This is a genomic window from Amycolatopsis sp. cg5 (assembly GCF_041346955.1).
Taxonomy (GTDB): Bacteria; Actinomycetota; Actinomycetes; order Mycobacteriales; family Pseudonocardiaceae; genus Amycolatopsis.
The window spans coordinates 5723266-5745880 of sequence record NZ_CP166849.1 but is presented as its reverse complement, the minus strand read 5'-3'; the positions used below and the strand labels follow the sequence as shown (position 1 = coordinate 5745880).

Genomic DNA, 22615 nt, shown 5'->3' with positions numbered 1-22615 from the left:
TCCTTCGGCCATGACAATTCGTTACGGTCAAGGAGATCAGTTACGGGCTGGGCGCGACACCGGCTTGAGGGCTCGCCTTGCCGCGCAAAAGGCCGCACGAACGGGCAGCTCGCCTTGGGTCGTGAGTGTTTAGACCGGTTAGAACCGGCCGTACCACTCACGACCCCTGGTCAGTGGTATTCGGTATCCGTTCGGGACCTGCGAGGTCACATTTCACGCCCGTTCGGCGATACCTTGGGTGAGGGGGTCGCGGCGAGAGGGTGAGCAGGGTGACGGAGCGGGCGACAGCGCCGGTGCTGCTGGTGCTGGCACGGGAGCTGCTCGGCGCCGCTCTCGATCAGCAGCGGCTGTTGCGCGCGGTGTCCGGCGCGCTCGACGCGGAAACGCTGGCCGCGGTCGAGCGGACCTACCGGGAAACGGCGGCCGAGATCCCGCGGTACCGGCGGCTCATCGACCAGTGGAACCGCGATGACCCGGCGGCCGAGGGGCTGGCCGACCTTTCCGAAGTCGTGGACCGGCTGAACGTCGAGTACAGCGAGGTGTTCGACCTCATCGAGGCGCAGCGGGTGCCGAACTAGAGCACGTACGAAGCGATCAGGTGCCCGAGCTGCCGGATGCCTGAGCCGCCCCTGAATTCGAAGCGCACCTTTCCCAGCCCGCTGAACCACAGCTCCAGCTCGGCGTCGAGGTCGAACGTGCCCGCGGTCTCGATCGAGAACGCCTGGACGCGGTTGTAGGGCAGGGAGGTGAAGTCCTTCTTCTTGCCCGTCATGCCCTGGACGTTCACCGCGATCAGCCGCTTGTTGGTGAACACCACGAAGTCACGGGCGCCCTTGAAGGCCGAGACGAGCTCCTCGCCGGGGATGATCAGCGGCGCGACGGTCGAGGCGATGGCGTCCGGCTTGCACGGTGACAGCTTGAAGACTGAGGCTTTCTCGAAGTCGATCACCTGGTCCAGGGTACGGAGCAGAAACAATCATGCGCGCTTGATTTTTACTGCGGGCGGTGCCAGGGTGGTCACAGACGCAAGGAGGCGGGTATGGCTGACCTCGGCGTGATCCTGGGTGATCTCGCGGCCGAAACGCAGACGATCGACGACGTCGTGGCCGGGTTGCCCGCGTCGGACTGGGCTCGGGCGACACCGGCGCCCGGCTGGACTGTCGCGCATCAGATCGCGCATCTGGCCTGGACGGATCAGAAGTCGCTGATCGCGGTGCGCAGGCCTGGTGACTGGCAGTCCGAACTCGAAAAGGCGCTGACCACCGAGAACTTCGTCGACGTCGGTGCCGCCGAAGGCGCCGAGAAGCCGCCTCGCGTGCTGCTGGCCGAGTGGCGTGAAGGACGTGAGCAGCTCGCGGACGCGCTGGCCGCGTTGCCGGAGGGGGAGAAGATCCCCTGGTACGGGCCGCCGATGCGGGCCGCGTCGATGGCGACCGCGCGGATGATGGAGACCTGGGCGCACGGGCAGGACATCTTCGACACCTTCGGGCTCGACCACCCGGCGACGCCCCGGCTGTGGCACATCGCGCGCATCGGAACGAGGACGCGCGACTTCGCCTTCAAGCTGCACTCGCTCGCGCCGCCGACGGAGGAATTCCGGGTCGAGCTGGCCGCGCCCGACGGCACGACCTGGGCTTTTGGGCCGGAGGACGCCGAGCAGCGGCTCACCGGCAGCGCGCTCGACTTCTGCCTGGTGGTGACGCAGCGGCTGCATCCGTCGGACAGCGACCTCGTCGCCAAGGGCGCGGGTGTCGAAGAATGGCTCACCATCGCGCAGGCGTTCGCCGGCGCGCCGGGTGGCGGGCGTCAGCCGGGGCAGCGGGCATGACGCTGCGGATCGGCAACGCGTCCGGGTTCTACGGTGACCGGTTCTCCGCCGTGCGCGAGATGCTCACCGGCGGGCCGCTCGACTACCTGACCGGGGACTACCTGGCCGAGCTGACCATGCTCATCCTCGGCAGGGACCGGATGAAAGACCCCGCGCGCGGCTACGCCAAGACGTTCCTGCGCCAGATGGAGGAAAACCTCGGGCTGGCCAAGGAAAAAGGCGTCAAGATCGTCGCCAACGCGGGCGGGCTGAACCCGGCCGGGCTGGCCGAGGCGCTGCGGGAGCTGGTCGCGAAGCTCGGGCTGGACGTCACCGTCGCGCATGTCGAGGGCGACGACCTCATCGGCCGCGGTGAGGAATTCGGCAAGCCGTTGACCGCTAACGCTTATCTCGGCGCGTGGGGGATCGCGGAATGCCTGAACGCCGGCGCGGACGTCGTGGTCACCGGCCGCGTCACCGACGCCTCGGTGATCGTCGGACCGGCCGCCGCGCACTACGGCTGGGCGCGTGCCGACTACGACGCGCTCGCGGGCGCGGTCGTCGCGGGCCACGTGATCGAGTGCGGGGCGCAGGCCACCGGCGGGAACTACGCGTTCTTCACCGAGCACGAGATCGGCGTGCCCGGGTTCCCGATCGCCGAGATCGAGGCCGACGGGTCGAGCGTGATCACCAAGCACGACGGCACCGGCGGCGTGGTGAACGTCGGCACGGTCACCGCCCAGCTGCTGTACGAGATCACCGGCGCGCGGTACGCCGGACCCGATGTGACCACCCGGTTCGACACGCTGACGCTGGCGCAGGACGGGCCGGACCGCGTCCGGATCACCGGCGCGCAAGGCGAACCGCCGCCGCCGACCCTCAAAGTCTGTCTCAACCGGCTCGGCGGGTTCCGCAACGAGACCACGTTCGTCCTCACCGGACTCGACATCGAGCGGAAAGCCTTGCTGGTCAGGGAACAGCTCGAAGGCGCTTTGCAGGAGAAGCCGCCCGCCGAGATCCGCTGGACGCTCGCGCGCACCGATCACGCGGACGCCGACAGCGAGCAGCTGGCGAGCGCGCTGCTGCACTGCGCGGTCAAGGACGCCGATCCGAACATCGCCGGGCGGGCGTTCAGCGGCGCGGCCATCGAACTCGCGCTGGCGAGCTATCCGGGGTTCCATGTCACCGCGCCGCCGTCGGCCGCGTCACCGTACGGGGTCTACGAAGCGGCCTTTGTGGACGCTCGGCAGGTGCCGCACATCGCGGTACTGCCCGACGGGTCCCGAGTGGACATCGCGCAGGCGAGCGAGACGCTCGAACTGTCCGAAGTGGACGAGCCGGAACTGCCGGAGCCGCGGTTCGCCGGTGCGATGAAACGGGTTCCGCTGGGGCGCGTGATCGGCGCTCGCAGTGGTGACAAGGGCGGCAACGCCAACCTCGGTGTCTGGGTGCGTTCGGAGGACGCCTGGAAGTGGCTGGCGCACCGGCTCACCGTGGCCGAGTTCCAGCTGCTGCTGCCGGAAACCGCGAGCCTGCGGGTCACCCGGCATCTGCTGCCGAACCTCTGGGCGATGAACTTCGTGGTCGAGGGCATCCTCGGCGAGGGTGTCGCGTCGCAGGCGCGGTTCGACCCGCAGGCCAAGGCGCTCGGCGAATGGTTGCGGTCCAGGGAAATCGACGTTCCGGAGAGCTTGCTGTGAAAGAGATCGTGCTGTGAAAGAGATCTTCGAGACTCCCGAACGGAATGAGCTGCGCAAGACGGTCCGCCGGTTCGTCGAGACCGAGGTGCTGCCGCATCTCGACGACTGGGAGCGCGAGGGCGAGCTGCCGCGCGATCTGCACCGCAAGGCCGGTGAGATCGGCCTGCTCGGCGTCGGCTTCCCCGAGGAGGTCGGCGGCGGGGACGGCAACTTCCTCGACGCGCTGGTCGTCGCCGAGGAGATGCACTACGCGGGCGGCTCGGGAGGGCTGTTCGCGTCACTGTTCACCTGCGGGATCGCCGTGCCGCACATCGCGGCAGCCGGTGACCCGGTGCAGATCGAACGCTGGGTGCGGCCGACGCTGGAGGGCGCCAAGATCGGCTCGCTCGCGGTGACCGAACCCGACGGCGGCTCGGACGTCGCTGGGATCCGCACCACGGCGGTGCGCGAGGGCGACGAGTACGTCATCAACGGCGCCAAGACGTTCATCACCTCCGGCTGCCGCGCCGACTTCGTGACCACGGTGGTCAGGACCGGGGACAAGGGCGCGCACGGGATTTCGCTGATCGTCGTCGAACGCGGGACGCCCGGGTTCACCGTGACGCGCAAGCTGGAGAAGATGGGCTGGCTGTGCTCCGACACGGCCGAGCTGTCCTATGTGGACGTGCGGGTGCCGGTCGAGAACCTGGTCGGCGCCGAGAACAGCGGGTTCGCCCAGGTGGCCACCCAGTTCGTCACCGAGCGGGTCTCGCTGGCGATTCAGGGCTACGCGCACGCGCAGCGCGCGCTCGACCTCACGCTGGACTGGTGCCGGGTCAGGGAGACGTTCGGGCGTCCGCTGATTTCGCGGCAGCTGGTGCAGCACAAGCTGACCGAGATGGCGCGCAAGATCGACGTCGCGCGGACGTACACCAGGGACGTCGCGCTCCGGCACGTCGCGGGCGAAGAGGTCATCGCCGAGGCGTGCTTCGCGAAGAACACCGCCGTCGAGACCGCCGAATGGGTGGTCAACGAGGCGGTCCAGCTGCACGGCGGGCTCGGCTACATGCGCGAGTCCGAAGTGGAACGGCACTACCGCGATGTCCGGCTTCTCGGCATCGGCGGCGGCACCAACGAGATCTTGACCGGCCTGGCCGCCAAGCGATTGGGATACACGGCATGACTGCTATCAGGTCCACTGTGGACTCACGGAGCGCGGAGTTCGCCGCGAACCGCGAAGCCATGCTCGACAAGCTCGCCGAGATCGACGGCGAGCACGCCAAGGCCATCGCGGGCGGCGGTGAGAAGTACGTCGAGCGGCACCGCAAGCGCGGCAAACTCCTTGCCCGCGAACGCATCGAGCTGCTGATCGACGAGGACTCGCCGTTCCTGGAGCTGTCCCCGCTGGCCGCGTGGGGGTCGAACTACCAGGTCGGCGCGAGCGTGATCACCGGCATCGGCGTGGTCGAAGGCGTCGAATGCCTGATCTCGGCGAGCGACCCGACGGTCAAGGGTGGCGCGAGCAACCCGTGGACGGCCAAGAAGAGCTACCGCGCGGCCGACATCGCCGCGCAGAACCGGCTCCCGGTGATCAATCTGGTCGAGTCCGGCGGCGCGGATCTCCCCACGCAGAAGGAGATCTTCATCCCGGGCGGCCGGATCTTCCGCGACATCACACGGTCCTCGGCGGCCAAGGTGCCGACGGTCGCGCTGGTGTTCGGCAACTCGACCGCGGGTGGCGCGTACCTGCCCGGCATGTCGGACTACGTCGTGATGGTCAAGGAGCGCGCGAAGGTCTTCCTCGGCGGCCCGCCACTGGTCAAGATGGCGACCGGTGAGGAGTCCGACGACGAATCCCTGGGCGGCGCTGAGATGCACGCGCGGACTTCGGGTCTCGCCGACTATCTCGCGCACGACGAGCAGGACGCGATCCGGCTCGGCCGGAACATCATCAAGCGGCTGAACTGGCGCAAGCAGGGGCAGGCGCCCGCGCCCGGCTACGCCGAGCCGCTGTTCGACCCCGAGGACCTGCTCGGCATCGTGCCGACCGACCTCAAGGTGCCGTTCGACCCGCGCGAGGTGATCGCCCGCGTCGTCGACGGCTCCGACTTCGACGAGTTCAAGCCGCTGTACGGATCGAGCCTGGCCACCGGCTGGGCGACCATCCACGGCTACCCGGTCGGCGTGCTCGCCAACGCCCAAGGCGTGCTGTTCGGCGAGGAGTCGCAGAAGGCGGCGCAGTTCATCCAGCTGGCCAACCAGATCGACACGCCGCTGGTGTTCCTGCACAACACGACCGGCTACATGGTCGGCAAGGAGTACGAGCAGGGCGGCATCATCAAGCACGGCGCGATGATGATCAACGCCGTGTCGAACTCGAAGGTGCCGCACCTGTCCGTCCTCATGGGAGCGTCGTACGGCGCCGGGCACTACGGGATGTGCGGCCGCGCCTTCGACCCCCGGTTCCTCTTCGCGTGGCCGAGCGCCAAGTCCGCGGTCATGGGGCCGGCGCAGCTCGCCGGTGTGCTGTCCATTGTGGCCAGGCAGGCCGCGGCGTCGCGGGGCCAGGAGTACAACGAGGAGCACGACGCCGCCATGCGCGCCATGGTCGAGGGCCAGATCGAAGCCGAGTCCATGCCGATGTTCCTGTCGGGGATGCTCTACGACGACGGCATCATCGACCCGCGTGACACCCGCACGGTGCTCGGGCTCAGCCTGTCCGTGATCCACAATGGACCAGTGAAGGGCGCCGACGGTTTCGGCGTCTTCCGGATGTGAGGGCGCAGTGATCCAGAACCTCTTGGTCGCCAACCGCGGCGAGATCGCCCGCCGCGTCTTCCGGACCTGCCGCGACGCCGGGATCGGCACGGTCGCCGTGTTCTCCGACGCCGACGCCGGGCTCCCGCACGCGACCGAAGCCGGCACCGCCGTGCGCCTGCCGGGCAACGCGCCGTCCGAGACGTACCTGCGCTCGGACCTGCTGATCAAGGCGGCCGCCGACGCGGGAGCCGACGCGGTGCACCCCGGCTACGGCTTCCTGTCCGAGAACGCCGGGTTCGCCCGCGCCGTGCTCGACGCGGGCCTGACCTGGGTCGGCCCGCCGCCCGAAGCCATCGAGACCATGGGCTCCAAAGTGGAGTCCAAGCGCCTGATGGCCGCCGCCGGGGTGCCCGTGCTGTCCGAATTGGACCCGGCCGAGGTCACCGAGAACGATCTTCCCTTGCTGGTCAAGGCCTCCGCCGGTGGCGGTGGCCGTGGCATGCGCGTGGTCCGCGCGCTCGCCGAGCTGACCGAAGCCGTCGAAGGAGCGCGAGCGGAGGCCGGTTCCGCGTTCGGCGACTCGACCGTGTTCTGCGAGCCGTATCTCGAAGCCGGGCGGCACATCGAGGTCCAGGTGCTCGCCGACCGGCACGGCACCGTGTGGGCGCTGGGGGAGCGGGAGTGCTCGATCCAGCGGCGGCACCAGAAGGTCGTCGAAGAAGCGCCTTCGCCACTGGTCGACCCGGCGATGCGCGCGGAGCTGTTCGACGCGGCGCGCAAGGCGGCCAAGGCGATCGACTACGTCGGCGCAGGCACGGTCGAATTCCTCGCCGGACCGGACGGCCGCTTCTACTTCCTGGAGATGAACACCCGCCTGCAGGTCGAGCACCCGGTGACCGAGTGCACCACCGGTGTCGACCTGGTTTCGTTGCAGCTGCAGGTCGCCGAGGGCTTGAAGCTGGCCGCCGACCCTCCACAGTCGACAGGCCACGCGATCGAAGTCCGGCTCTACGCCGAGGATCCGGCCGAAGGCTGGCAGCCGCAGAGCGGCACGCTGCACCAGTTCGAGGTCCCGGATGTCGACTTGGAGTTCGAGCACGGACCGGGACTCCGGCTCGACTCGGGCTTCGTCGACGGCTCGGTCATCGGGGTGCACTACGACCCGATGATCGCCAAGGTCATCGCCTGGGCGCCGACCCGGAACGAGGCCGCGCGCAGGCTCGCCAAAGCGTTGGCGGGAGCGAAGATCCACGGCCTGGTCACCAACCGTGACCTGCTCGTGAACATCCTGCGGCACAACGCTTTCCTGGCCGGGGAGACCGACACCGCGTTCTTCGACCGGCACGGCCTGGACACGCTGGCTCAGCCGCTGAACAGCGATCCCAAGCTGTCCGCGCTGGCCGCCGCGCTGGCGGACTCTGCGTCGAACCGGGCGGAGGCGAAGACGCTCGGGCGGCTGCCGAGCGGCTGGCGCAACGTGCGCTCGGCCGTGCAGCGCAAGCGGTTCGGCGACATCGAGATCGGCTACGCGCTCACCCGTGACGGGCTGCGCGCCGAGGGATTCGACGACGTCGCGCTCGTGGCCGCCGAGCCCGGCCGGGTCGTGCTCGACGTGGCGGGCGTGCGGCGCGCGTTCGACGTCGCGAAGTACGGCGACACGGTCTACGTCGACTCCGCGCTCGGGCCGGTCACGCTGCGCGCCGAACCGCGCTTCGGCGACCCGGACGCGGCGCTCGCCGCCGGTTCGCTGGTCGCGCCGATGCCGGGCACGGTCGTGCGCGTCGCGGTGTCCACAGGGGACGCCGTGAAGGCGGGCGACCCGTTGCTGTGGCTCGAAGCCATGAAGATGGAACACCGGATCTCCGCGCCGGCCGACGGCGTGGTGACCGAACTGAGCGTCCAAACCGGACAGCAGGTAGAAGTGGGCACGGTTCTCGTAGTGGTCGAGGAGAAGCAATGACGATGAACTTCCATGAGCCGGTCGAGCGGGCCGAGCTTCGCAAGGCGGCGTTCGAACTCGCCTCCAGCTTCGGCCACGAGTACTACCTCAAGCAGGCCCGTGCGGGCGGCAAGACCGACGAGCTGTGGGACGAGGCCGGGCGGCTGGGCTACCTCGGCGTCAACCTGCCCGAGGAGTACGGCGGCGGTGGCGCGGGCATCGCGGACCTCGCGGCGGTGCTCGAGGAGTTCGCGGCCGCCGGCGCGCCGCTGCTGCTCATGGTCGTCTCGCCCGCCATCTGTGGCACGGTGATTTCGCGCTTCGGCACCGAAAGCCAGAAGAAGCACTGGCTGCCGGGCATCGCCGACGGCACGACGAAGATGGTCTTCGCGATCACCGAGCCCGACGCGGGCTCGAACTCGCACAAGATCACCACCACCGCCCAGCGCGACGGCTCCGAGTGGGTCCTCAATGGACGGAAGGTCTACATCTCCGGGGTGGACGAGGCGGACGCCGTGCTCGTCGTCAGCCGCACCGAGGACGCCAAGACCGGCAAGCTCAAGCCCGCGCTGTTCATCGTGCCGACCGACAGCCCCGGCTTCGAATACCGGCAGATCGAGATGGACCTCGTCTCGCCGGAAAAGCAGTTCTCGCTGTTCATCGACGACGTCCACCTGCCGGCCGAGGCGCTGGTCGGCGACGAGGACGCGGCCATCGCGCAGCTGTTCGCCGGGCTCAACCCGGAGCGCATCATGGGCGCGTCGTTCTCGCTCGGCATCGCCAGGTACGCGCTGGACAAGGGCGTGAACTACGCGAAGGAGCGCCAGGTCTGGGGCGCGCCGATCGCGACGCACCAGGGTCTCGCGCACCCGCTCGCCGCGGTCAAGATCGAGCTGGAACTCGCGAAGCTGATGACGCAGAAGGCCGGTTCGCTCTACGACTCCGGCGACGACTTCAACGCGGGCGAGGCCGCGAACATGGCCAAGTACGCGGCCGCCGAGGTCGCGATCCACGCCGTCGACCAGGCGGTGCAGACCCACGGCGGCAACGGCCTCGCGTCCGAGTACGGCCTCGGGACGCTCGTCGGCGCCGTCCGGCTCGGCCGCATCGCCCCGGTGAGCCGCGAGATGGTGCTCAACTTCGTCGGCCAGCACAGCCTCGGCCTGCCCAAGTCCTACTGAGGAGAGTCCTTTGACCACGCTCGCAGGCAAGACCCTGATCATGTCCGGCGGCAGCCGCGGTATCGGCGAGGCCATCGCGCTGCGCGCGGCCCGCGACGGCGCGAACGTCGTGCTGCTCGCCAAGACCACCGAGCCGCACCCGAAGCTGCCCGGCACGATCTACACCGCCGCGAAGGCCATCGAAGAGGCAGGCGGCCAGGCGCTGCCGATCGTCGGCGACGTCCGTGACGACGAGGGCGTCGCGGCCGCGGTCGCCAAGGCCGTCGAGCAGTTCGGCGGGCTCGACATCGTGGTGAACAACGCGAGCGCGATCGACCTGACGCCGACCGAGAGCGTCACCATGAAGCGCTACGACCTGATGCAGGACATCAACGCGCGTGGCTCGTTCCTGCTGTCGAAGCTGGCGATCCCGCACCTGAAGAAGTCGGCGAACGCGCACATCCTCACGCTGTCCCCGCCGATCAGCCTCGACCCGAAGTGGTTCACCGCCGGGCACCTCGCGTACAGCATCGCGAAGTACTCGATGAGCCTGGTGACCGTCGGCCTCTCGGCGGAGCTGGCGGGCGACGGGATCGCGGCGAACTCGCTGTGGCCGCGCACGACCATCGACACCGCGGCGATCCGCAACGTCGTCGGCGCCGAGCTGGCCGACCGCTCGCGGACACCGGAGATCATGGCCGACGCCGCGCACGTCATCCTCACCAAGCCGAGCCGCGAGGTCACCGGGCGGTTCTTCATCGACGACGAGGTGCTCGCGGCCGAGGGGGTCACCGACTTCGCGAAGTACCGGCTCTGTGAGCGGGAAGAGGACCTGCAGAAGGACTTCTGGGTCGAATGATTCGCGAACCACAGCAGGAACGCAGCCGGACGACTCGGCGGCGGCTGATCGAGGCCGCCGTCGAGTGCATCGGCGAGCTGGGCTGGACCGGCACGACGGTGGGGGTCATCGCCGAGCGCGCCGGCGTGTCCCGGGGAGCGGCACAGCACCATTTCCCCACCCGCGAAGACCTTCTGGTCGCGGCCGTCGAACTCGTCGGCGAGGTCCAGCTCGAAGAACTCCGGTCGCAGGTGGCCGATCTGCCCGAGGGCCCGTCCCGGATCGAGACGGTGGCTTCGGTGCTGCTGAATCTTTACGCGGGGCCGATGTTCCGCGCCGCTTTGCACCTCTGGGTGGCCGGGTCCACTGACCAGGCGCTGCGGGACACGCTCGTGCCGCTGGAGGCGCGGGTCGGCCGGGAAGCACACAGAGTGGCCGTTGACCTGCTGGGCGTCGACGAGGCCCACGACGGCGTTCGCGAAATGGTTCAGGCCACTCTCGATCTTGCCAGGGGCCTAGGCCTGGCCAATCTCCTTACGGACGACACGAAAAGACGGCAGTTGATCGTCCGGCAATGGGCCCGCATGTTGGAACAGAACGTAGCCGGAACCACCTCGGTCTAGACAACGTCGTATTCTCGTTAACACTTTCGGCGCAGCGAGCGATAACTCGTTGTAAGTAGCAGTGTCCTGTGATCCTGCTGCCTTGCGGCGCTGTGGATCCACGTGGTTCCTGGCGGTGCCGGGGGAAATCCCTCGTACCGGGTCGTACTCGGGGTTTCCCCCGGTGCCGCCAGGGGCCGCGTGGGCCGCAGCGGCGTAAGGCGAGTGGGATCACAGGACACTGGGTGAACGAGAAGGGTTCAGTCCGGTGTCCGGTTCAGGTTCAGCAGTCGAGCTTTCCCACCGTGCCATGGCGATGCTCAAGGCGGTGGCCGCCCACCGAGCCGAGATGTCGTGCAGCTGTGAGCCCGACCTGTTCATCGACGGATTCGCCTGCTGCGACCAGATCACCGCGCACGACCTCGCCCGCGCCGGCTACATCAAGCCCGCCGACACCACGACCGTGACCGGCCGCGTGCCCGCCGAGCTCACCGAAGCCGGTCACGCCGCGCTGGCTGTCACGACCGCGGCCTGACCTTGGCGGACCGGGATAAAGCGGGCTTTACTCCGCGAAGTAAAGCGGGCTTTATCCCGGTCTCGGCTACCGGGCGCGGCGCAGGATGGCGTAGAGCCCGCCGGAGATGACGAAGCCGACCACGAAGGTGATGTCACCGATGGCGGGCACCGCCTTGGGGATCGGCGCCGTGTAGAGCGTCTGGTTCGCGAAGAGGCCGATCGAGACGACCAGTCCCGTCACGAACGCGATGAACCCGGGCCAGTTGCTGTGCCTCGGGTCCGCCAGCAGCGGGCCGACGTCCTCGCCGCGCCGCAGATATTGGTCGACGAGCAGCACGGCCAGCCACGGGCTGACCCAGTACGCGACCACCAGCAAGAAGCTTTCGTAAGCGTGCCCCGCGTCGGCGAGCCCGGCCCAGGCGAGTACGAAGCCGATCGCGCCGTAGCCGATCGAGACGACCGCGCGGCGCCAGTTCAACGGCAGCCTGATGCCGAGCGCGAGGAACGACAGCGCGCCCGAGTACACGTTGATCACGTTCGCCGCGACCGCGCCGAGGGTGACCGAGAGCAGGGTCGCCGCGGCGAGGAAGGCCGGGAGGTGATGGGTGAACGCCGTCGTCGGGTTGGCCTCGCCACCCTCGCCGATGGTCGCCGACGCGGCGCCGACGACCATCAGGATCGTCGTCGACAGGAACAGCCCGAGCGACGCGTACAGGCCGACGGCTCGTCTGTTCACAGTGGACGGAAGGTAGCGCGTGTAGTCGCCCGCGTAAGGGTTCCAGCCGGCCGTGTAGCCGAACGCCGCGCCGAGCGTCAGCAGGAACCCGCCGATGCCGCCGCCACCCGCGGCGGCACTGGGCTCGGCCTTGGCGAAGATGACGACCGAGGTCACCGCGAAGACGACCGCGAGCAGCACGAAGACGTACTTTTCGTAGGCCTGCACCAGATTGTGGCCGAAGAACGCGATCACCACCTGCAGCGTGACCACCAGCGCGAGGCAGGTCAGCGCCGGCATCCCGGTGAGCGAGTTCAGCGCGAACGCGCCGCTGACGCTGTTGACCGCGAACCAGCCGATACCCGCCATCACCGACATCAGCGCCGCGGGCAGGATGTTCCCGCGATAGCCGAAGGCGATCCGGCCGAGCACCATCTGCGGCACGCCGTGGTCCGGACCACGGGCCGAAAGCACGGCGTGGGTGACCGAGCCGAGCGCGTTGCCGAGCGCGACGGCGAGCAGCGCCTGCCAGAAGGTGAGCCCGAAGACCGAAACCGCCAGCACGCCGACGAAGATCGTGGCGAACTCGAGGTTGGGCGAGGCCCAGGTCCAGAACAGCTGACGGGGGGAGCCGTGCCGGTCGGCGGCATCGACCTGCTCGATTCCGCCCGGTTCGACGGCGACGATCTTTTCGCCGTATTCGGCCTCAGCCGGTGGGGTGGTCGACATTCGGCACATGATAGGTGACGAAGAGTACGGGAATAGCATGCCGCCACAGGAATGTTATCGCTGGTGAGAGCTTCACGAACTGGTTGGGGGTTTTGCGGTGGTGGCAACAGAGGTCCGTCTGGTATCGCGTCCGGACGGCAGGCCGGTCCCGTCCGATTTCTCCATTGTGGACACAGATGTCCCGGTCGCCGGGCCTGGCCAGGTGCTGGTGCGCAATCAGCTGCTGAGCGTCGATCCGTACATGCGCGGCCGGATGAGCACCGCCAAAAGCTATGCCGAGCCCTATGAACTCGGTGTCGTGATGAACAACGGGGGTGCGGTCGGCGAGGTGGTGGTTTCAAACCACCCGGAGTTCGGTGTGGGTGCTTTCGTTCAGCATTGGGCTGGATGGCGTACTCATTCGGTGCTCGACGCGTCCGAACTGACCAGTGTGGACGGTGACGCCGCGCCGCTGAGCACCTATCTCGGCGTGCTCGGGATGCCCGGCCTGACCGCGTATTCGGGGCTGTTCGAGGTCGGCGGGTTCACCGCGGGTGACACGGTGTTCGTGTCCGGCGCGGCGGGCGCCGTCGGCTCGGTCGCCGGCCAGCTCGCGAAACTGCGTGGCGCCAAGCGGGTCATCGGGAGCGCGGGCACGCCGGAGAAGGTCCGCCATCTCGTCGAGGACCTGGGTTTCGACGCCGCGTTCAACTACAAGGACGCACCGGTGCTCGACCAACTGGCCGAAGCCGCGCCCGGCGGGATCGACCTGTACTTCGACAATGTCGGCGGCGATCACCTCGAAGCCGCCATCGAGACCATGAACCCGCACGGCCGGATCGTGTTGTGCGGCGCGATTTCCCAGTACAACTCGGCCGAGCCGGACGGGCTGCGCAACTACCGGCAGATCACCGGCAAACGGCTCACCCTGCGCGGGGTGCTCGTGCTGGACCACTTCGGACTGCGGCCGCGGTTCCTCGGCGAGGTCGCCCCGCTCGTGCGCTCGGGTGAGCTCAAGTACACCGAAACCTTTGTGGACGGCATCCGCAACGCGCCTCGGGCGTTCATGGACATGCTGGACGGCGCCAACACCGGGAAGATGCTCGTCAGGCTGTGAAAAAGCGGGCTTTACTCCGTGGAGTAAAGCCCGCTTTTCCCCGTGGGAGCGGGCTCAGCCGGTGTAGCCGGCCACGACCTTGGTGAAGTCGTACTTGCCCTGCGAGATGCCCGCGCAGTTGTTGCAGTCGCGGTTGGTCGCCCAGAACGTGAAGCGCGCCAGGTGGTGGCTCGCCGCGTAGTCCCTGATCGACTTGAAGTTCGCGACGCTGACGACCTCGCCCGCGTTGTCGGTCTTGCCGTTCATCGAGGACAGGCCGCTCTTGCGGTAGGCCGCGTCGTCGGACAGGCCGAACGTGGACTTGAGGTGGTTCTTCAGGCCGTCCACCGCGCTCTTGGTCTTGCCGACCATGTCACCGCCGCTGGAGAAGTCGAACGGCATGACCGACCACGCGTCGATGTTCGCGCCGATCACCTTGGACTGGTTGACCAGCCGCTTGCCGGTCGCCGACAGGCCGCTGACCTCGGTCGGGATGGTGATGACCACGCGCAGGCCGGGGTTCTTCGCCTTGGTCAGCTTGACCGCGTTGAGGATCCGGTCCTGCACGGTGTTGTTCTCGAACTCGTCGGTGTTCTCGATGTCGAGGTCGATCGCCTTGAGCTTGTAGGCGTCGATGACCTTCTGGTACGCGCCGGCCAGCGCGGCCGCCGAGGTGCACTTGGCGCCGAGCTTGGTGCCCGACCAGCCGCCGAACGACGGGACCACGTCACCGCCCTTGGCGCGGATGTTGTCGATCATGGTCTTGTCCGACCCGGTGAGCGAGCGGGTGCCGTCCCACTTGGGGTTGCAGCCGCCGTCGGACAGCATGAACGCGAGCGTGAACGTCTTGACGCCGGTCGCGTCCATCGCCGCGGTGGGGCTCGTCTGTCCCTCCCACTGGTACAGGTAGGGAGACGCCAGGATGGGGTCCGGTGCTGCCGAGGCCGCGGGCGCGAGGCCCACGGTGGTGGCGATCGCGGCGGCGGCCGCGCTCGCGACGGTCAGCAGACGGCGTGCTTTCTTCAACGGTCCTCCAAAGAATGTGACGGCACGTCAGCGTTGACGTGCTCTGTTGGAAGTCCTCGTTGCTTGATCCGGCGGTATCAAACACCCATGAGGTCGAGCGCCTTAACAGTGGACTGGACCAATATCGAATGTCAAGGCTCTTAACGAATGCGCTGACCGTACTAAAGGAGGTTCACGGAGCGCGCCCGGGTGCGTACCATGCGTGGGAGTTCCGGGTGGGCACGGTGCTTGGGAGACGTGCATGGCCGATGGGGTGGAGCGCCCGGCGAGTTTCGGGTCGGTCCTCGCCGTGCCCGAGTTCCGGGCGATCTGGCTGGCGGAGCTGCAATCCGTCTTCGGCGACCAGCTGGCGCGGGTCGCGCTGTCCGTGCTGGTCTACGACCGTACCGGGTCGGCCGCCTGGCCCGCGCTGACGTACGCGCTCACCTATCTGCCGGACCTGATCGGCGGCCCGCTGCTGTCCGGGCTCGCGGATCGCTTTCCCCGCAAGGCGATCATGGTCAATGCCGACGCCGGCCGCGCGGTGCTCGTCGGGCTGATGGCGATACCCGGCCTGCCACTGTGGCTGCTCGCGACGCTGCTCGTGCTGACCCAGCTGCTGAACGCGCCGTTCACCGCGGCGCAGGCGGCGATCATGCCGTCCGTGCTCAGCGGCGACAAATACGTGCTGGGGCAGTCCATCCGGCAGATGACCGGCCAAACCGGACAGCTCGCCGGATTCGCGCTCGGCGGCGCGGTGATCGCCGCCATCGGCCCGGGTAAAGGTCTTGCCGTGGACGCGGTGACGTTCGCGGTCTCGGCGCTGGTGATCCGGTTCGGCGTCCGGTCCAGACCAGCGGCGGGCGTGAACGCCGACGGGACCAAGGTTTCACTGCTGGGCGGCCTGGTCGCGGGCGCGCGCACGATCTGGGGTGACTCACGGCTGCGGTCGCTGGTGATGCTGGCGTGGCTCGCCGGTTTCGTCATCGTCCCGGAAGGACTGGCCGTCCCTTATGCCGCCGAAATCGGCGGAACGGCCGCCACTGCCGGATTGTTACTCGCCGCGCACCCGGCCGGGATCGTGCTCGGCGTGTTCCTGTTCGGCCGTCTGGTGGCACCCGGTACCCGCCAACGCCTGATCGGCGTACTGGCTGTATTGGCCATCGTCCCGCTGGTCGGTTACGCACTGCGTCCGGGTCTGCTGCCCGCGATCGGCCTGCTGCTGGCGTCCGGTGCCTGTGCGGCGTATCAGGTCACCGCGGCCGCCACCTTCATGCGCCTGGTGCCGGACGCCGAACGCGGTCAGGCGTTCGGGCTGGCCGGATCAGGCCTGATCGCGGCACAGGGAGTCGGCTTGGTGGTGGGCGGCCTGCTGGCCGCCGTGCTGCGCTCACCCGCGCTCACGGTGGCTGTCGTGGCGGCCGTCGGAGTGCTCGTCGCGCTCCCGGTGGCGGCCGCGTGGCGACGAGCCCGCCGCACCTTTCCCCTGTTGCCTCTTTGACTCGCTGTAGTCGGCGGGGCTCACCAGTTCTGTCCACGCATGGCACTTCACCTCCTTTCATGGCTCACGGAGCGTTCCCGTGTGGCGGTCCGGCTGCCCCCGGATGACCGAGTGACAGCTGATATACGTTCGGCTACGTTGCTCGAATGGCGGGGAGCCAAGGGTCATGACCGCGCACGGACTCCGTGGCGCACAGGGGTTCACGGGACGGTCGCTGCCGTTCCGCGTACGCCGATGGGCGCTGTGGGAGCTACCGGGGCGCGTCGTGCTGGCCTATGTCCTCACCATCGATGCCCTGGCCGTGGTGGCGACCGGTTTCGCGTTCTCCTCGTCTCCAGTCGGTGTGGGCAACCTGCTGCCCTTCATGGTGCTGATGACTTGCAGCCTGGTCTATACCGAAATGTCCAGGCCGATCGAAAGAATCCGAGAACGTTATGCCGCTACGCCTCATATCGACCTGAACTCCGTCTGGATGTTCGCCGCGGTGGTGCTGCTGCACCCCGGCCTCGCCGCCGTCGTGATCAGCACCTCGTACTTCTACCGGTGGACGAGGGTCCAGCACAATCCCTTGCACCGCCGGATGTTCAGCACCGCCGCCGCGATCGTCGCGGCCATTCTCGCCGATTGGTTCCTCGTGTCCACCGGCGGGCACGCCTTCGCCGAGGTCTGGCCGCACGACCTGGGCACCTTCCTCCGCCTGGTCGGCGCGGGCGCGATCTTCTTGGTGAGCAACACGATCCTGATCACACTCGCCGTTTTCGGCACCACTCCCGAGGTCCGCCTGCGCGAGGCGATGGGCACGCCGGCCGACTACGCGCTCGAGTCCGCGACCATCGCGCTGGGCATCGTGCTCGCCTGGGCGCTGGTGGACTGGCCGGTCGCGCTGCTGCTCATTCTGGGCATAACGCTCGTGCTGCACCGCAGCGTGCTGATCCGCCAGCTCCGCGACCAGGCCCGCGCGGACGCCAAAACGGGCCTGCTCAACGCTTCCTCGTGGGCCGAGGCCGCGGCCGTCGAACTTTCCCGGCCCCGCCGTCCCGGCGGGACCACGAGCGTCCTGATGCTCGACCTCGACCATTTCAAGCTGGTGAACGACCGCCACGGGCATCTGGTGGGCGACAGCGTCTTGCGTGCGGTCGCGGACACCTTGCGCGCCGAGCTGCGCGCGGGCGACCTGGTCGGCCGGTTCGGCGGTGAGGAGTTCGTCGTGCTCCTGCCGGACACGAGCCGCTTCGACGCCTTGGCCATCGCCGAGCGCATCCGCTGCCGGGTCGCGGCGACGACGGTCTCGGTCGCCGCCGGCGATCCGCACAAGGTCGGCGTGACGGTGTCGATCGGCGTCGCGGCGCACCCGCGGGACGCGGGCACTTTGGACGGGCTGATCAAGGTCACCGACAAAGCCTTGTACCAAGCCAAAACCGCGGGCCGCAACCGGACCGTGGGCTACGACAAGCACGAGCCGACGGTCGTTCGTGAAGACGTCGCCTGAGGTCGTGAGTGTTTTCGCCGGTCAGTCGGAGACTGTGATGGCCGCCAGTTTTTCGTGCAGGTACTCGGAAGCGAGGACCTCCGGGTAGGCCGTGTGGCCGAGCGGTGGTCCCAGCGAAGAGATGCGGGCGTCGTGGTCGGTCTCGTAGAAGAAGATGAGTGAGACCAGGTCTTCGTCCGGGGCGGAGGCGTCCGGCGGGAGGACGCGGTGGCGGGTCGAGCGCCAGCGGTCGCCGGTCCAGCGGGCCATCAGGTCGCCGATGTTGACGGTGAAGGCGGCGGGGTCGAAGGGGGCGTCGACCCAGCGGCCGTCGGCGGTATAGACCTGCAGTCCGCCGACGCCGGCTTGGCGGTCGAGGATGGTGACCGTGCCGAAGTCGGTGTGCGGGCCGATGCGGAACTGGTCGGGCTCGGGGGTGCCGACGTGGGTCATCGGCGGGTACCAGTTGATGTTGAACGTGTACGTCGGATGCCCGGTGTGCCGGGTGAAATGGTCCGGGGGCAGGTCCAGCGCGGCCGCGAAGATGGTGAGCAGCTCGTCCGAGAGCTCACGCATCCGTCGCATGTAGGCGGTGGCCGCGTCCGCGAAGCCGGGCACCTCGGACGGCCAGACGTTGGGCTGGAACCAGAAGGCGTCGATCTCGGGGATGCCGACCTGGTGTGCGGCGCCGGCCGAGTAGGACTCCTTGAGGTCCGGGGGAGTGGGCGTGCCCTCGGCGTACCCGTTCGCCTCGACGCCGGGTGGCAGCCAGCCGCGGCCGCCGACCGAGACGGCGTACGGCGTCTTGGTTTCGGCGGGCAGTGCGAAGAACTCACGTGCGAGCGCGCGGGTCGTGGCTCGCTCCTCGGTGGAGACGCCGTGGCCGGTGATCATCAGGAAACCGGACTCTCGCAACGCTTCGTCGATCGCGGTGGCCACCGCGCGCTTGCCCGCTTCGGTGCCCTCGAACCACGGGGTCAGGTCGACCAGGGGAACGGCCTCGCTCACAGTTCCTCCCCGATGTCCTCGAACCACAGTTCCGGCCGGGTCTTGATGAACTCGGTCATCAGGTCGACGCACACCCGGTCCTCGAGCACCGTCACGCCGACCCCGTTCTCGGCGAGCCAGTCGTGGCCGCCGTGGAACGTGCGCGCCTCGCCGATCAGCACCCGAGGGATGCCGAACTGCCGCACCAGGCCACTGCAGTACCAGCACGGCGAAAGCGTGGTGACCATGATCGTGTCGCGGTAGTGCGGCCGCCGTCCCGCGTTCCGGAACGCGGCCGTCTCCGCGTGCAGCGACGGGTCGCCGTCCTGGACGCGGCGGTTGTGGCCGCGGCCGAGCAGCTTGCCGTCGAGGGTGAACAGCGCGGCGCCGATCGGGACGCCGCCTTCGGCCTTGCCGAGCAGCGCCTCCTCACGGGCGACGGCGAGCAGTGACTCGTTCATGAACCCACTGTTAAGGCTTGTCCCGGGATTTGGCAAGCCACGCACCGGTCAGCGGCCGGACGTCCGCCCAGCCGAGTGCCAGATACAACGCCCTCCCGTCGTCGGTGGCGGCGAGCACGGCCGTCTTCGCGCCCGAGTCGTGGGCGAACGCGCCCAGCGCGCCCATCAGGACCCGGCCGAGCCCACGGCGGCGGTGCGCCGGCTCGGTGACCACCTGGTCGAGCACGGCGTGGTCGCCGGCGAGCCCGGTCTGCGCGCGTGCCGCGAGCGCGCCGTCGGCGGCCTGGATGACCGCCTCCGCCCTGTCGCCGCCCGCGTGCACCTCCAGCCGGTAGCCGTCCGGCAGTGCGGCGTGCTCGACCTGGCTGAGGTCGATGGTCATGAGGTGGCCGGGTTCGTCGTTGGTCCAGCCGGGCATCAGCGTCGCCTGCACGTTCCCGAACACCTTGATCCAGGTGCCCTGCTCACTCAGCCCGGCGACCCTGGCCCGCACCAGGTCCGGATCCGCCGAGGGCAGGATGTAGCGCACGCGGTGGTCGGGCAGGCCGACGTCGATGCGCCAGCCGTCGGGCTCCGTCACGGGGGCGCTGGTCCGCCGGGACGCCGCCCAGCCGTGCACCCAGGCCCGTACCAGGTGATCTTCCATGGCGTCATCCTGACACGGGCCACCGACAACTTCAGGCGCTTTTGTCGTCCAGCCGCCGGATGAACGTCACGCGGTCGAACCCGGGGCCGTCGTAGTCCGGCTGGAACGGCCTGCCGTCGAGTTCGGCGGGCCCCGGTTCCGCCACGAAGCCGATACCGGTGTGGAACGCGTAGGAGCCCGCGTTGCCCGCCGGTGTCACCGCGCGCGCCACCGACCGTCCATTGCGGACACTGTAGGCGAAGAACCGCTTGTACAGGTGCTGGGCGATGCCGCGCCCGCGATAGTCCGGCGAGACACCGGAAAAGTGGACGTAGCTTTCGTCGTCGCGGCTCTGGGACAGGAAGCCGATCAGGAAGGCGATCACCTCTCCGTCGTGCTCGACGACCTCGCTGCCGCCGGTGAAGTGCTGGAAGTAGAACCGCGGCAGCACCAGCGCGCGTTCCTTCCCGCCGGAGCCCGCCCACCAGCGGTCCATCGCCGCCAGCACGCGGGGATGGTCGTCCGGCACCGGGTTCCGGATCAGCGCGCCCGCGACCGACGGCAGCTCATCGTCCATCCAGTCACCATAGGAGCGGACACCGCGGGCGGGCGGCTTCTGAGTTGCTCAGGCGTCGACGCGGGCCGAATCGCGCGCCCGCTTCGCGAGCACGCTGATCGACAGCAACGCCACCACCGCGAGCACGATGATGTAGCCGGACACCGACATCGACGTGCCCGTCGATTCCAGCAGCAGCACCATGATGAACGGCGCGAGCCCGCCGCCGACCACCGCGCTGAGCTGGTAGCCGAGCGAGGCGCCGGTGTAGCGCATCTCCGGGGTGAACAGCTCCGCGAACAGGGCGGCCTGCGGGCCGTACATGATGCTGAGGAACAGGCTGGCGATGAACGAGGCGACCACGAACCACAGCAGGTTCTTCGTGTCGATCAGCAGGAACATCGGGACCGCCCAGACCAGCAGGCCGACCGCGCCGAAGGTGTAGATCTTGATCCGGCCGATCTTGTCGGACAGGCCGGCGGCCAGCGGGATGATCGCCAGCTGGCTGCAGCTGATGATCAGGGTCGCGGTGAGCACGGTCGTGCGTGACATGCCGAGTTCGCGGGTCGCGTAGTCGAGTGTCCCGGTGAGCAGGATGTAGAACGTCGCCGTGTTGACCGCGAACGACCCGCCGGCGAGCAGGACCGTGCCGAGGTGGTCGCGCAGGATCTCGCGCAGCGGTGACCCTTTGCGCGCGGCGGCGGCTTCGGCGGCCTTGCGGAACTCCGGTGTCTCGTCGACCCGCTTGTGGATGTACCAGGCCAGCCCGAGCACCAGCACGCCGACGATGAACGGGATCCGCCACGCCCAGGACAGGAAGTCCGCGGGCGGCGCGACCTTCGACGCGACCAGGAACACCGTGTTCGCGAGCACGACGCCGATGGGCACGCCGAGCTGGACGAGACTGCCGTACAGCCCGCGTTTGCCCTCCGGCGCGTACTCGGTGGCCAGCAGCATCGCGCCACCCCATTGCGCGCCGACCGCGACGCCCTGCACGAGCCTCAGCAGCACGAGGAGCAGCGGCGCGGCGATGCCGATCGACGCGTACGTCGGCAGCAGGCCGATCGCCGTCGTCGCCACGCCCATCAGCGCGATCGCCATGACCAGCACGGGTTTGCGGCCGTGTTTGTCACCCAGGTTCCCCGCGATGATCCCGCCGATCGGCCTGGCCAGGAAGCCGACGGCGAAGGTGGCGAACGACGCCAGCACCCCCGCGGCCGGATTGCTCGCGGGAAAGAAGGTCTTCCCGAAAACCAAAGCCGCTGCTATGCCAAATACGAAGTAGTCGTACCACTCGACCGAGGCGGCGAGGGCTGCTGCGGTGGCGGCCCTTCGGCGCTGTTTGGTCGAGGTGACCGGATCGGCTGCCATGGGGGACCACCCTTCGCGGCGGGGGAGAGTCCCGAGAAATTAGCAACCGCTTAGTATGTCGTCAACGTCGCATTTGGGTGAATCGATACCGACCGGACGGTATCCGCGTTGAACTCGCTGTCACACATCGAGCCGACGGCTCGTCTTCCGCGGGAACGGCATTCCACGACGGAATGTCCCGACAGAAGCGGAGCCTCATGTTCGCCGCCTATCTCACGGTCACCCTCCTCGGCGCGGTCTTCAACGGCGCCGCCGCCGTCATCTACCTGATCGGCCACGAGTACCCGAAGGCTCAGGCGGACATGAAGGGCATCCCTCGCAAGTGGGTGCCGGTGCTGGGCATGCTGCTGGCGGCGGGCGCCGCGGGCCTGCTGGCCGGGCTCGCCGTGCCGCTGCTGGGAACCCTCGCCGCCGGCGGCCTCGTGCTGTACTTCGTCGGCGCGATCATCGCCCACCTGCGAGTGGGCTCGCGCGACATCGTCGGCGGGATCGTCTTCCTCGCCACCGCGGCCGCGGCGCTGATCCTGGGCCTGCTCTCCCACGGCCCCTGGTGATAGGAACGCCGCGCTCAACCGACCTGGGGGTCACCGGGAGCGCGGCGTCACTGTGAATGTACCAATCGGACTGTGCGGCGTCCATCGACCGCGGTGGGTGGCCGGGGTATCTGACAGATCGGAAGTGCGCTCGGTTGTGCCGCCGGGTCGGCTACGCTAAGGGAGATCCGCTGTGTGCGGGGGGATGGAGACAGACATGGACGACTTGCTCGGCGACGTGCGTTCCGTTCAGGAACAGCTCGCGCCCGATGACCTGTTCGAGACGCT

At 68.6% G+C, this 22615-nt stretch carries 22 protein-coding genes; 14 read left to right on the top strand and 8 right to left on the bottom strand.

Annotated elements, in window-relative coordinates; translation table 11 throughout:
• The first annotated feature begins 269 nt into the window (after nucleotides 1-269).
• On the top strand, nucleotides 270-578 hold the full coding sequence (locus tag AB5J62_RS25410; RefSeq protein WP_370942446.1) for a hypothetical protein: 309 nt from the start codon (nucleotides 270-272) through the stop codon (nucleotides 576-578).
• On the opposite strand, the gene AB5J62_RS25405 is transcribed toward AB5J62_RS25410, so the two are convergent.
• Complete coding sequence (locus AB5J62_RS25405; protein WP_370942445.1) at nucleotides 575-949, bottom strand: PH domain-containing protein; 375 nt, start codon at nucleotides 947-949, stop codon at nucleotides 575-577. The genes AB5J62_RS25410 and AB5J62_RS25405 overlap by 4 nt on opposite strands.
• 90 nt (nucleotides 950-1039) lie before the next feature.
• On the opposite strand from AB5J62_RS25405, the gene AB5J62_RS25400 reads away from it, so the two are divergent.
• The 9 genes from AB5J62_RS25400 (at nucleotide 1040) to AB5J62_RS25360 (ending at nucleotide 11320) form a co-directional block, all read left to right on the top strand.
• Nucleotides 1040-1828: a TIGR03084 family metal-binding protein gene (locus AB5J62_RS25400; protein ID WP_370942444.1), complete on the top strand. Its 789-nt coding sequence runs from the start codon at nucleotides 1040-1042 to the stop codon at nucleotides 1826-1828.
• Entirely contained in the window at nucleotides 1825-3507 is a 1683-nt protein-coding gene (locus AB5J62_RS25395; protein WP_370942443.1) for an acyclic terpene utilization AtuA family protein, read from the top strand. Before AB5J62_RS25400 ends, AB5J62_RS25395 begins: the two co-directional genes overlap by 4 nt.
• 13 nt (nucleotides 3508-3520) lie before the next feature.
• Nucleotides 3521-4669 carry an acyl-CoA dehydrogenase family protein gene (locus AB5J62_RS25390; protein WP_370942442.1) on the top strand — a complete coding sequence of 383 codons (1149 nt, stop codon included), beginning with the start codon at nucleotides 3521-3523 and terminating at the stop codon, nucleotides 4667-4669.
• Nucleotides 4666-6264 carry an acyl-CoA carboxylase subunit beta gene (locus tag AB5J62_RS25385; protein ID WP_370942441.1) on the top strand — a complete coding sequence of 533 codons (1599 nt, stop codon included), beginning with the start codon at nucleotides 4666-4668 and terminating at the stop codon, nucleotides 6262-6264. The genes AB5J62_RS25390 and AB5J62_RS25385 overlap by 4 nt, the downstream gene beginning before the upstream one ends.
• Nucleotides 6265-6271: 7 nt before the next feature.
• Nucleotides 6272-8206 (top strand): biotin carboxylase N-terminal domain-containing protein, encoded by a 1935-nt coding sequence (locus AB5J62_RS25380; RefSeq protein WP_370942440.1) that lies wholly within the window; start codon nucleotides 6272-6274, stop codon nucleotides 8204-8206.
• Nucleotides 8207-8208: 2 nt separating this feature from the next.
• Nucleotides 8209-9366, top strand: coding sequence for an acyl-CoA dehydrogenase family protein (locus AB5J62_RS25375; RefSeq protein WP_370950329.1), 1158 nt, complete (start codon nucleotides 8209-8211; stop codon nucleotides 9364-9366).
• A gap of 10 nt (nucleotides 9367-9376) precedes the next feature.
• Nucleotides 9377-10204 carry an SDR family oxidoreductase gene (locus tag AB5J62_RS25370; RefSeq protein ID WP_370942439.1) on the top strand — a complete coding sequence of 276 codons (828 nt, stop codon included), beginning with the start codon at nucleotides 9377-9379 and terminating at the stop codon, nucleotides 10202-10204.
• Complete coding sequence (locus AB5J62_RS25365) at nucleotides 10201-10806, top strand: TetR/AcrR family transcriptional regulator (protein WP_370942438.1); 606 nt, start codon at nucleotides 10201-10203, stop codon at nucleotides 10804-10806. The genes AB5J62_RS25370 and AB5J62_RS25365 overlap by 4 nt, the downstream gene beginning before the upstream one ends.
• Nucleotides 10807-11095: 289 nt before the next feature.
• The gene (locus tag AB5J62_RS25360) at nucleotides 11096-11320 is read left to right on the top strand and encodes a hypothetical protein (protein WP_370942437.1); all 225 of its coding nucleotides are present in this window, start codon (nucleotides 11096-11098) and stop codon (nucleotides 11318-11320) included.
• 66 nt (nucleotides 11321-11386) lie between these two features.
• Here the strand turns inward: AB5J62_RS25360 and AB5J62_RS25355 are convergent, their stop codons facing one another.
• Entirely contained in the window at nucleotides 11387-12745 is a 1359-nt protein-coding gene (locus AB5J62_RS25355; protein WP_370942436.1) for a cytosine permease, read from the bottom strand.
• 97 nt (nucleotides 12746-12842) lie between these two features.
• Between AB5J62_RS25355 and AB5J62_RS25350 the strand changes: the two genes are divergently transcribed.
• On the top strand, nucleotides 12843-13841 hold the full coding sequence (locus tag AB5J62_RS25350) for an NADP-dependent oxidoreductase (RefSeq protein WP_370942435.1): 999 nt from the start codon (nucleotides 12843-12845) through the stop codon (nucleotides 13839-13841).
• A gap of 54 nt (nucleotides 13842-13895) precedes the next feature.
• Here the strand turns inward: AB5J62_RS25350 and AB5J62_RS25345 are convergent, their stop codons facing one another.
• Complete coding sequence (locus tag AB5J62_RS25345) at nucleotides 13896-14846, bottom strand: chitinase (RefSeq protein WP_370942434.1); 951 nt, start codon at nucleotides 14844-14846, stop codon at nucleotides 13896-13898.
• A gap of 241 nt (nucleotides 14847-15087) precedes the next feature.
• Between AB5J62_RS25345 and AB5J62_RS25340 the strand changes: the two genes are divergently transcribed.
• On the top strand, nucleotides 15088-16326 hold the full coding sequence (locus tag AB5J62_RS25340; protein WP_370942433.1) for an MFS transporter: 1239 nt from the start codon (nucleotides 15088-15090) through the stop codon (nucleotides 16324-16326).
• 166 nt (nucleotides 16327-16492) lie between these two features.
• Nucleotides 16493-17815, top strand: a complete 1323-nt coding sequence (locus AB5J62_RS25335) for a GGDEF domain-containing protein (RefSeq protein WP_370942432.1) — start codon at nucleotides 16493-16495, stop codon at nucleotides 17813-17815.
• A gap of 21 nt (nucleotides 17816-17836) precedes the next feature.
• On the opposite strand, the gene AB5J62_RS25330 is transcribed toward AB5J62_RS25335, so the two are convergent.
• The 5 genes from AB5J62_RS25330 to AB5J62_RS25310 are packed head-to-tail and all read right to left on the bottom strand — an operon-like array spanning nucleotide 17837 to nucleotide 21794.
• The gene (locus AB5J62_RS25330; protein ID WP_370942431.1) at nucleotides 17837-18802 is read right to left on the bottom strand and encodes an isopenicillin N synthase family dioxygenase; all 966 of its coding nucleotides are present in this window, start codon (nucleotides 18800-18802) and stop codon (nucleotides 17837-17839) included.
• Nucleotides 18799-19242, bottom strand: a complete 444-nt coding sequence (locus AB5J62_RS25325) for a nucleoside deaminase (protein ID WP_370942430.1) — start codon at nucleotides 19240-19242, stop codon at nucleotides 18799-18801. The genes AB5J62_RS25330 and AB5J62_RS25325 overlap by 4 nt, the downstream gene beginning before the upstream one ends.
• A gap of 10 nt (nucleotides 19243-19252) precedes the next feature.
• Nucleotides 19253-19888, bottom strand: coding sequence for a GNAT family N-acetyltransferase (locus tag AB5J62_RS25320; protein ID WP_370942429.1), 636 nt, complete (start codon nucleotides 19886-19888; stop codon nucleotides 19253-19255).
• A gap of 31 nt (nucleotides 19889-19919) precedes the next feature.
• A complete protein-coding gene (locus AB5J62_RS25315) occupies nucleotides 19920-20444 on the bottom strand; it encodes an N-acetyltransferase family protein (RefSeq protein ID WP_370942428.1) in 525 nt (174 codons plus the stop codon).
• Nucleotides 20445-20492: 48 nt separating this feature from the next.
• Nucleotides 20493-21794 (bottom strand): MFS transporter, encoded by a 1302-nt coding sequence (locus tag AB5J62_RS25310; RefSeq protein ID WP_370942427.1) that lies wholly within the window; start codon nucleotides 21792-21794, stop codon nucleotides 20493-20495.
• 197 nt (nucleotides 21795-21991) lie between these two features.
• On the opposite strand from AB5J62_RS25310, the gene AB5J62_RS25305 reads away from it, so the two are divergent.
• Nucleotides 21992-22348 (top strand): DoxX family protein, encoded by a 357-nt coding sequence (locus AB5J62_RS25305; RefSeq protein ID WP_370942426.1) that lies wholly within the window; start codon nucleotides 21992-21994, stop codon nucleotides 22346-22348.
• Nucleotides 22349-22615 lie beyond the last annotated feature (267 nt).

What these genes read in the sequence shown, in the direction of transcription:
- AB5J62_RS25400 (WP_370942444.1), top strand. Translation starts at nt 1,040, where the DNA reads ATGGCTGACCTCGGCGTGATCCTGGGTGATCTCGCGGCCGAAACGCAG.
- AB5J62_RS25395 (WP_370942443.1), top strand. Translation starts at nt 1,825, where the DNA reads ATGACGCTGCGGATCGGCAACGCGTCCGGGTTCTACGGTGACCGGTTC.
- AB5J62_RS25385 (WP_370942441.1), top strand. Translation starts at nt 4,666, where the DNA reads ATGACTGCTATCAGGTCCACTGTGGACTCACGGAGCGCGGAGTTCGCC.
- AB5J62_RS25375 (WP_370950329.1), top strand. Translation starts at nt 8,209, where the DNA reads ATGAACTTCCATGAGCCGGTCGAGCGGGCCGAGCTTCGCAAGGCGGCG.
- AB5J62_RS25365 (WP_370942438.1), top strand. Translation starts at nt 10,201, where the DNA reads ATGATTCGCGAACCACAGCAGGAACGCAGCCGGACGACTCGGCGGCGG.
- AB5J62_RS25360 (WP_370942437.1), top strand. Translation starts at nt 11,096, where the DNA reads ATGGCGATGCTCAAGGCGGTGGCCGCCCACCGAGCCGAGATGTCGTGC.
- AB5J62_RS25355 (WP_370942436.1), bottom strand. Translation starts at nt 12,745, where the DNA reads ATGTCGACCACCCCACCGGCTGAGGCCGAATACGGCGAAAAGATCGTC.
- AB5J62_RS25340 (WP_370942433.1), top strand. Translation starts at nt 15,088, where the DNA reads ATGGCCGATGGGGTGGAGCGCCCGGCGAGTTTCGGGTCGGTCCTCGCC.
- AB5J62_RS25335 (WP_370942432.1), top strand. Translation starts at nt 16,493, where the DNA reads ATGACCGCGCACGGACTCCGTGGCGCACAGGGGTTCACGGGACGGTCG.
- AB5J62_RS25325 (WP_370942430.1), bottom strand. Translation starts at nt 19,242, where the DNA reads ATGAACGAGTCACTGCTCGCCGTCGCCCGTGAGGAGGCGCTGCTCGGC.
- AB5J62_RS25320 (WP_370942429.1), bottom strand. Translation starts at nt 19,888, where the DNA reads ATGGAAGATCACCTGGTACGGGCCTGGGTGCACGGCTGGGCGGCGTCC.
- AB5J62_RS25315 (WP_370942428.1), bottom strand. Translation starts at nt 20,444, where the DNA reads ATGGACGATGAGCTGCCGTCGGTCGCGGGCGCGCTGATCCGGAACCCG.
- AB5J62_RS25310 (WP_370942427.1), bottom strand. Translation starts at nt 21,794, where the DNA reads ATGGCAGCCGATCCGGTCACCTCGACCAAACAGCGCCGAAGGGCCGCC.
- AB5J62_RS25305 (WP_370942426.1), top strand. Translation starts at nt 21,992, where the DNA reads ATGTTCGCCGCCTATCTCACGGTCACCCTCCTCGGCGCGGTCTTCAAC.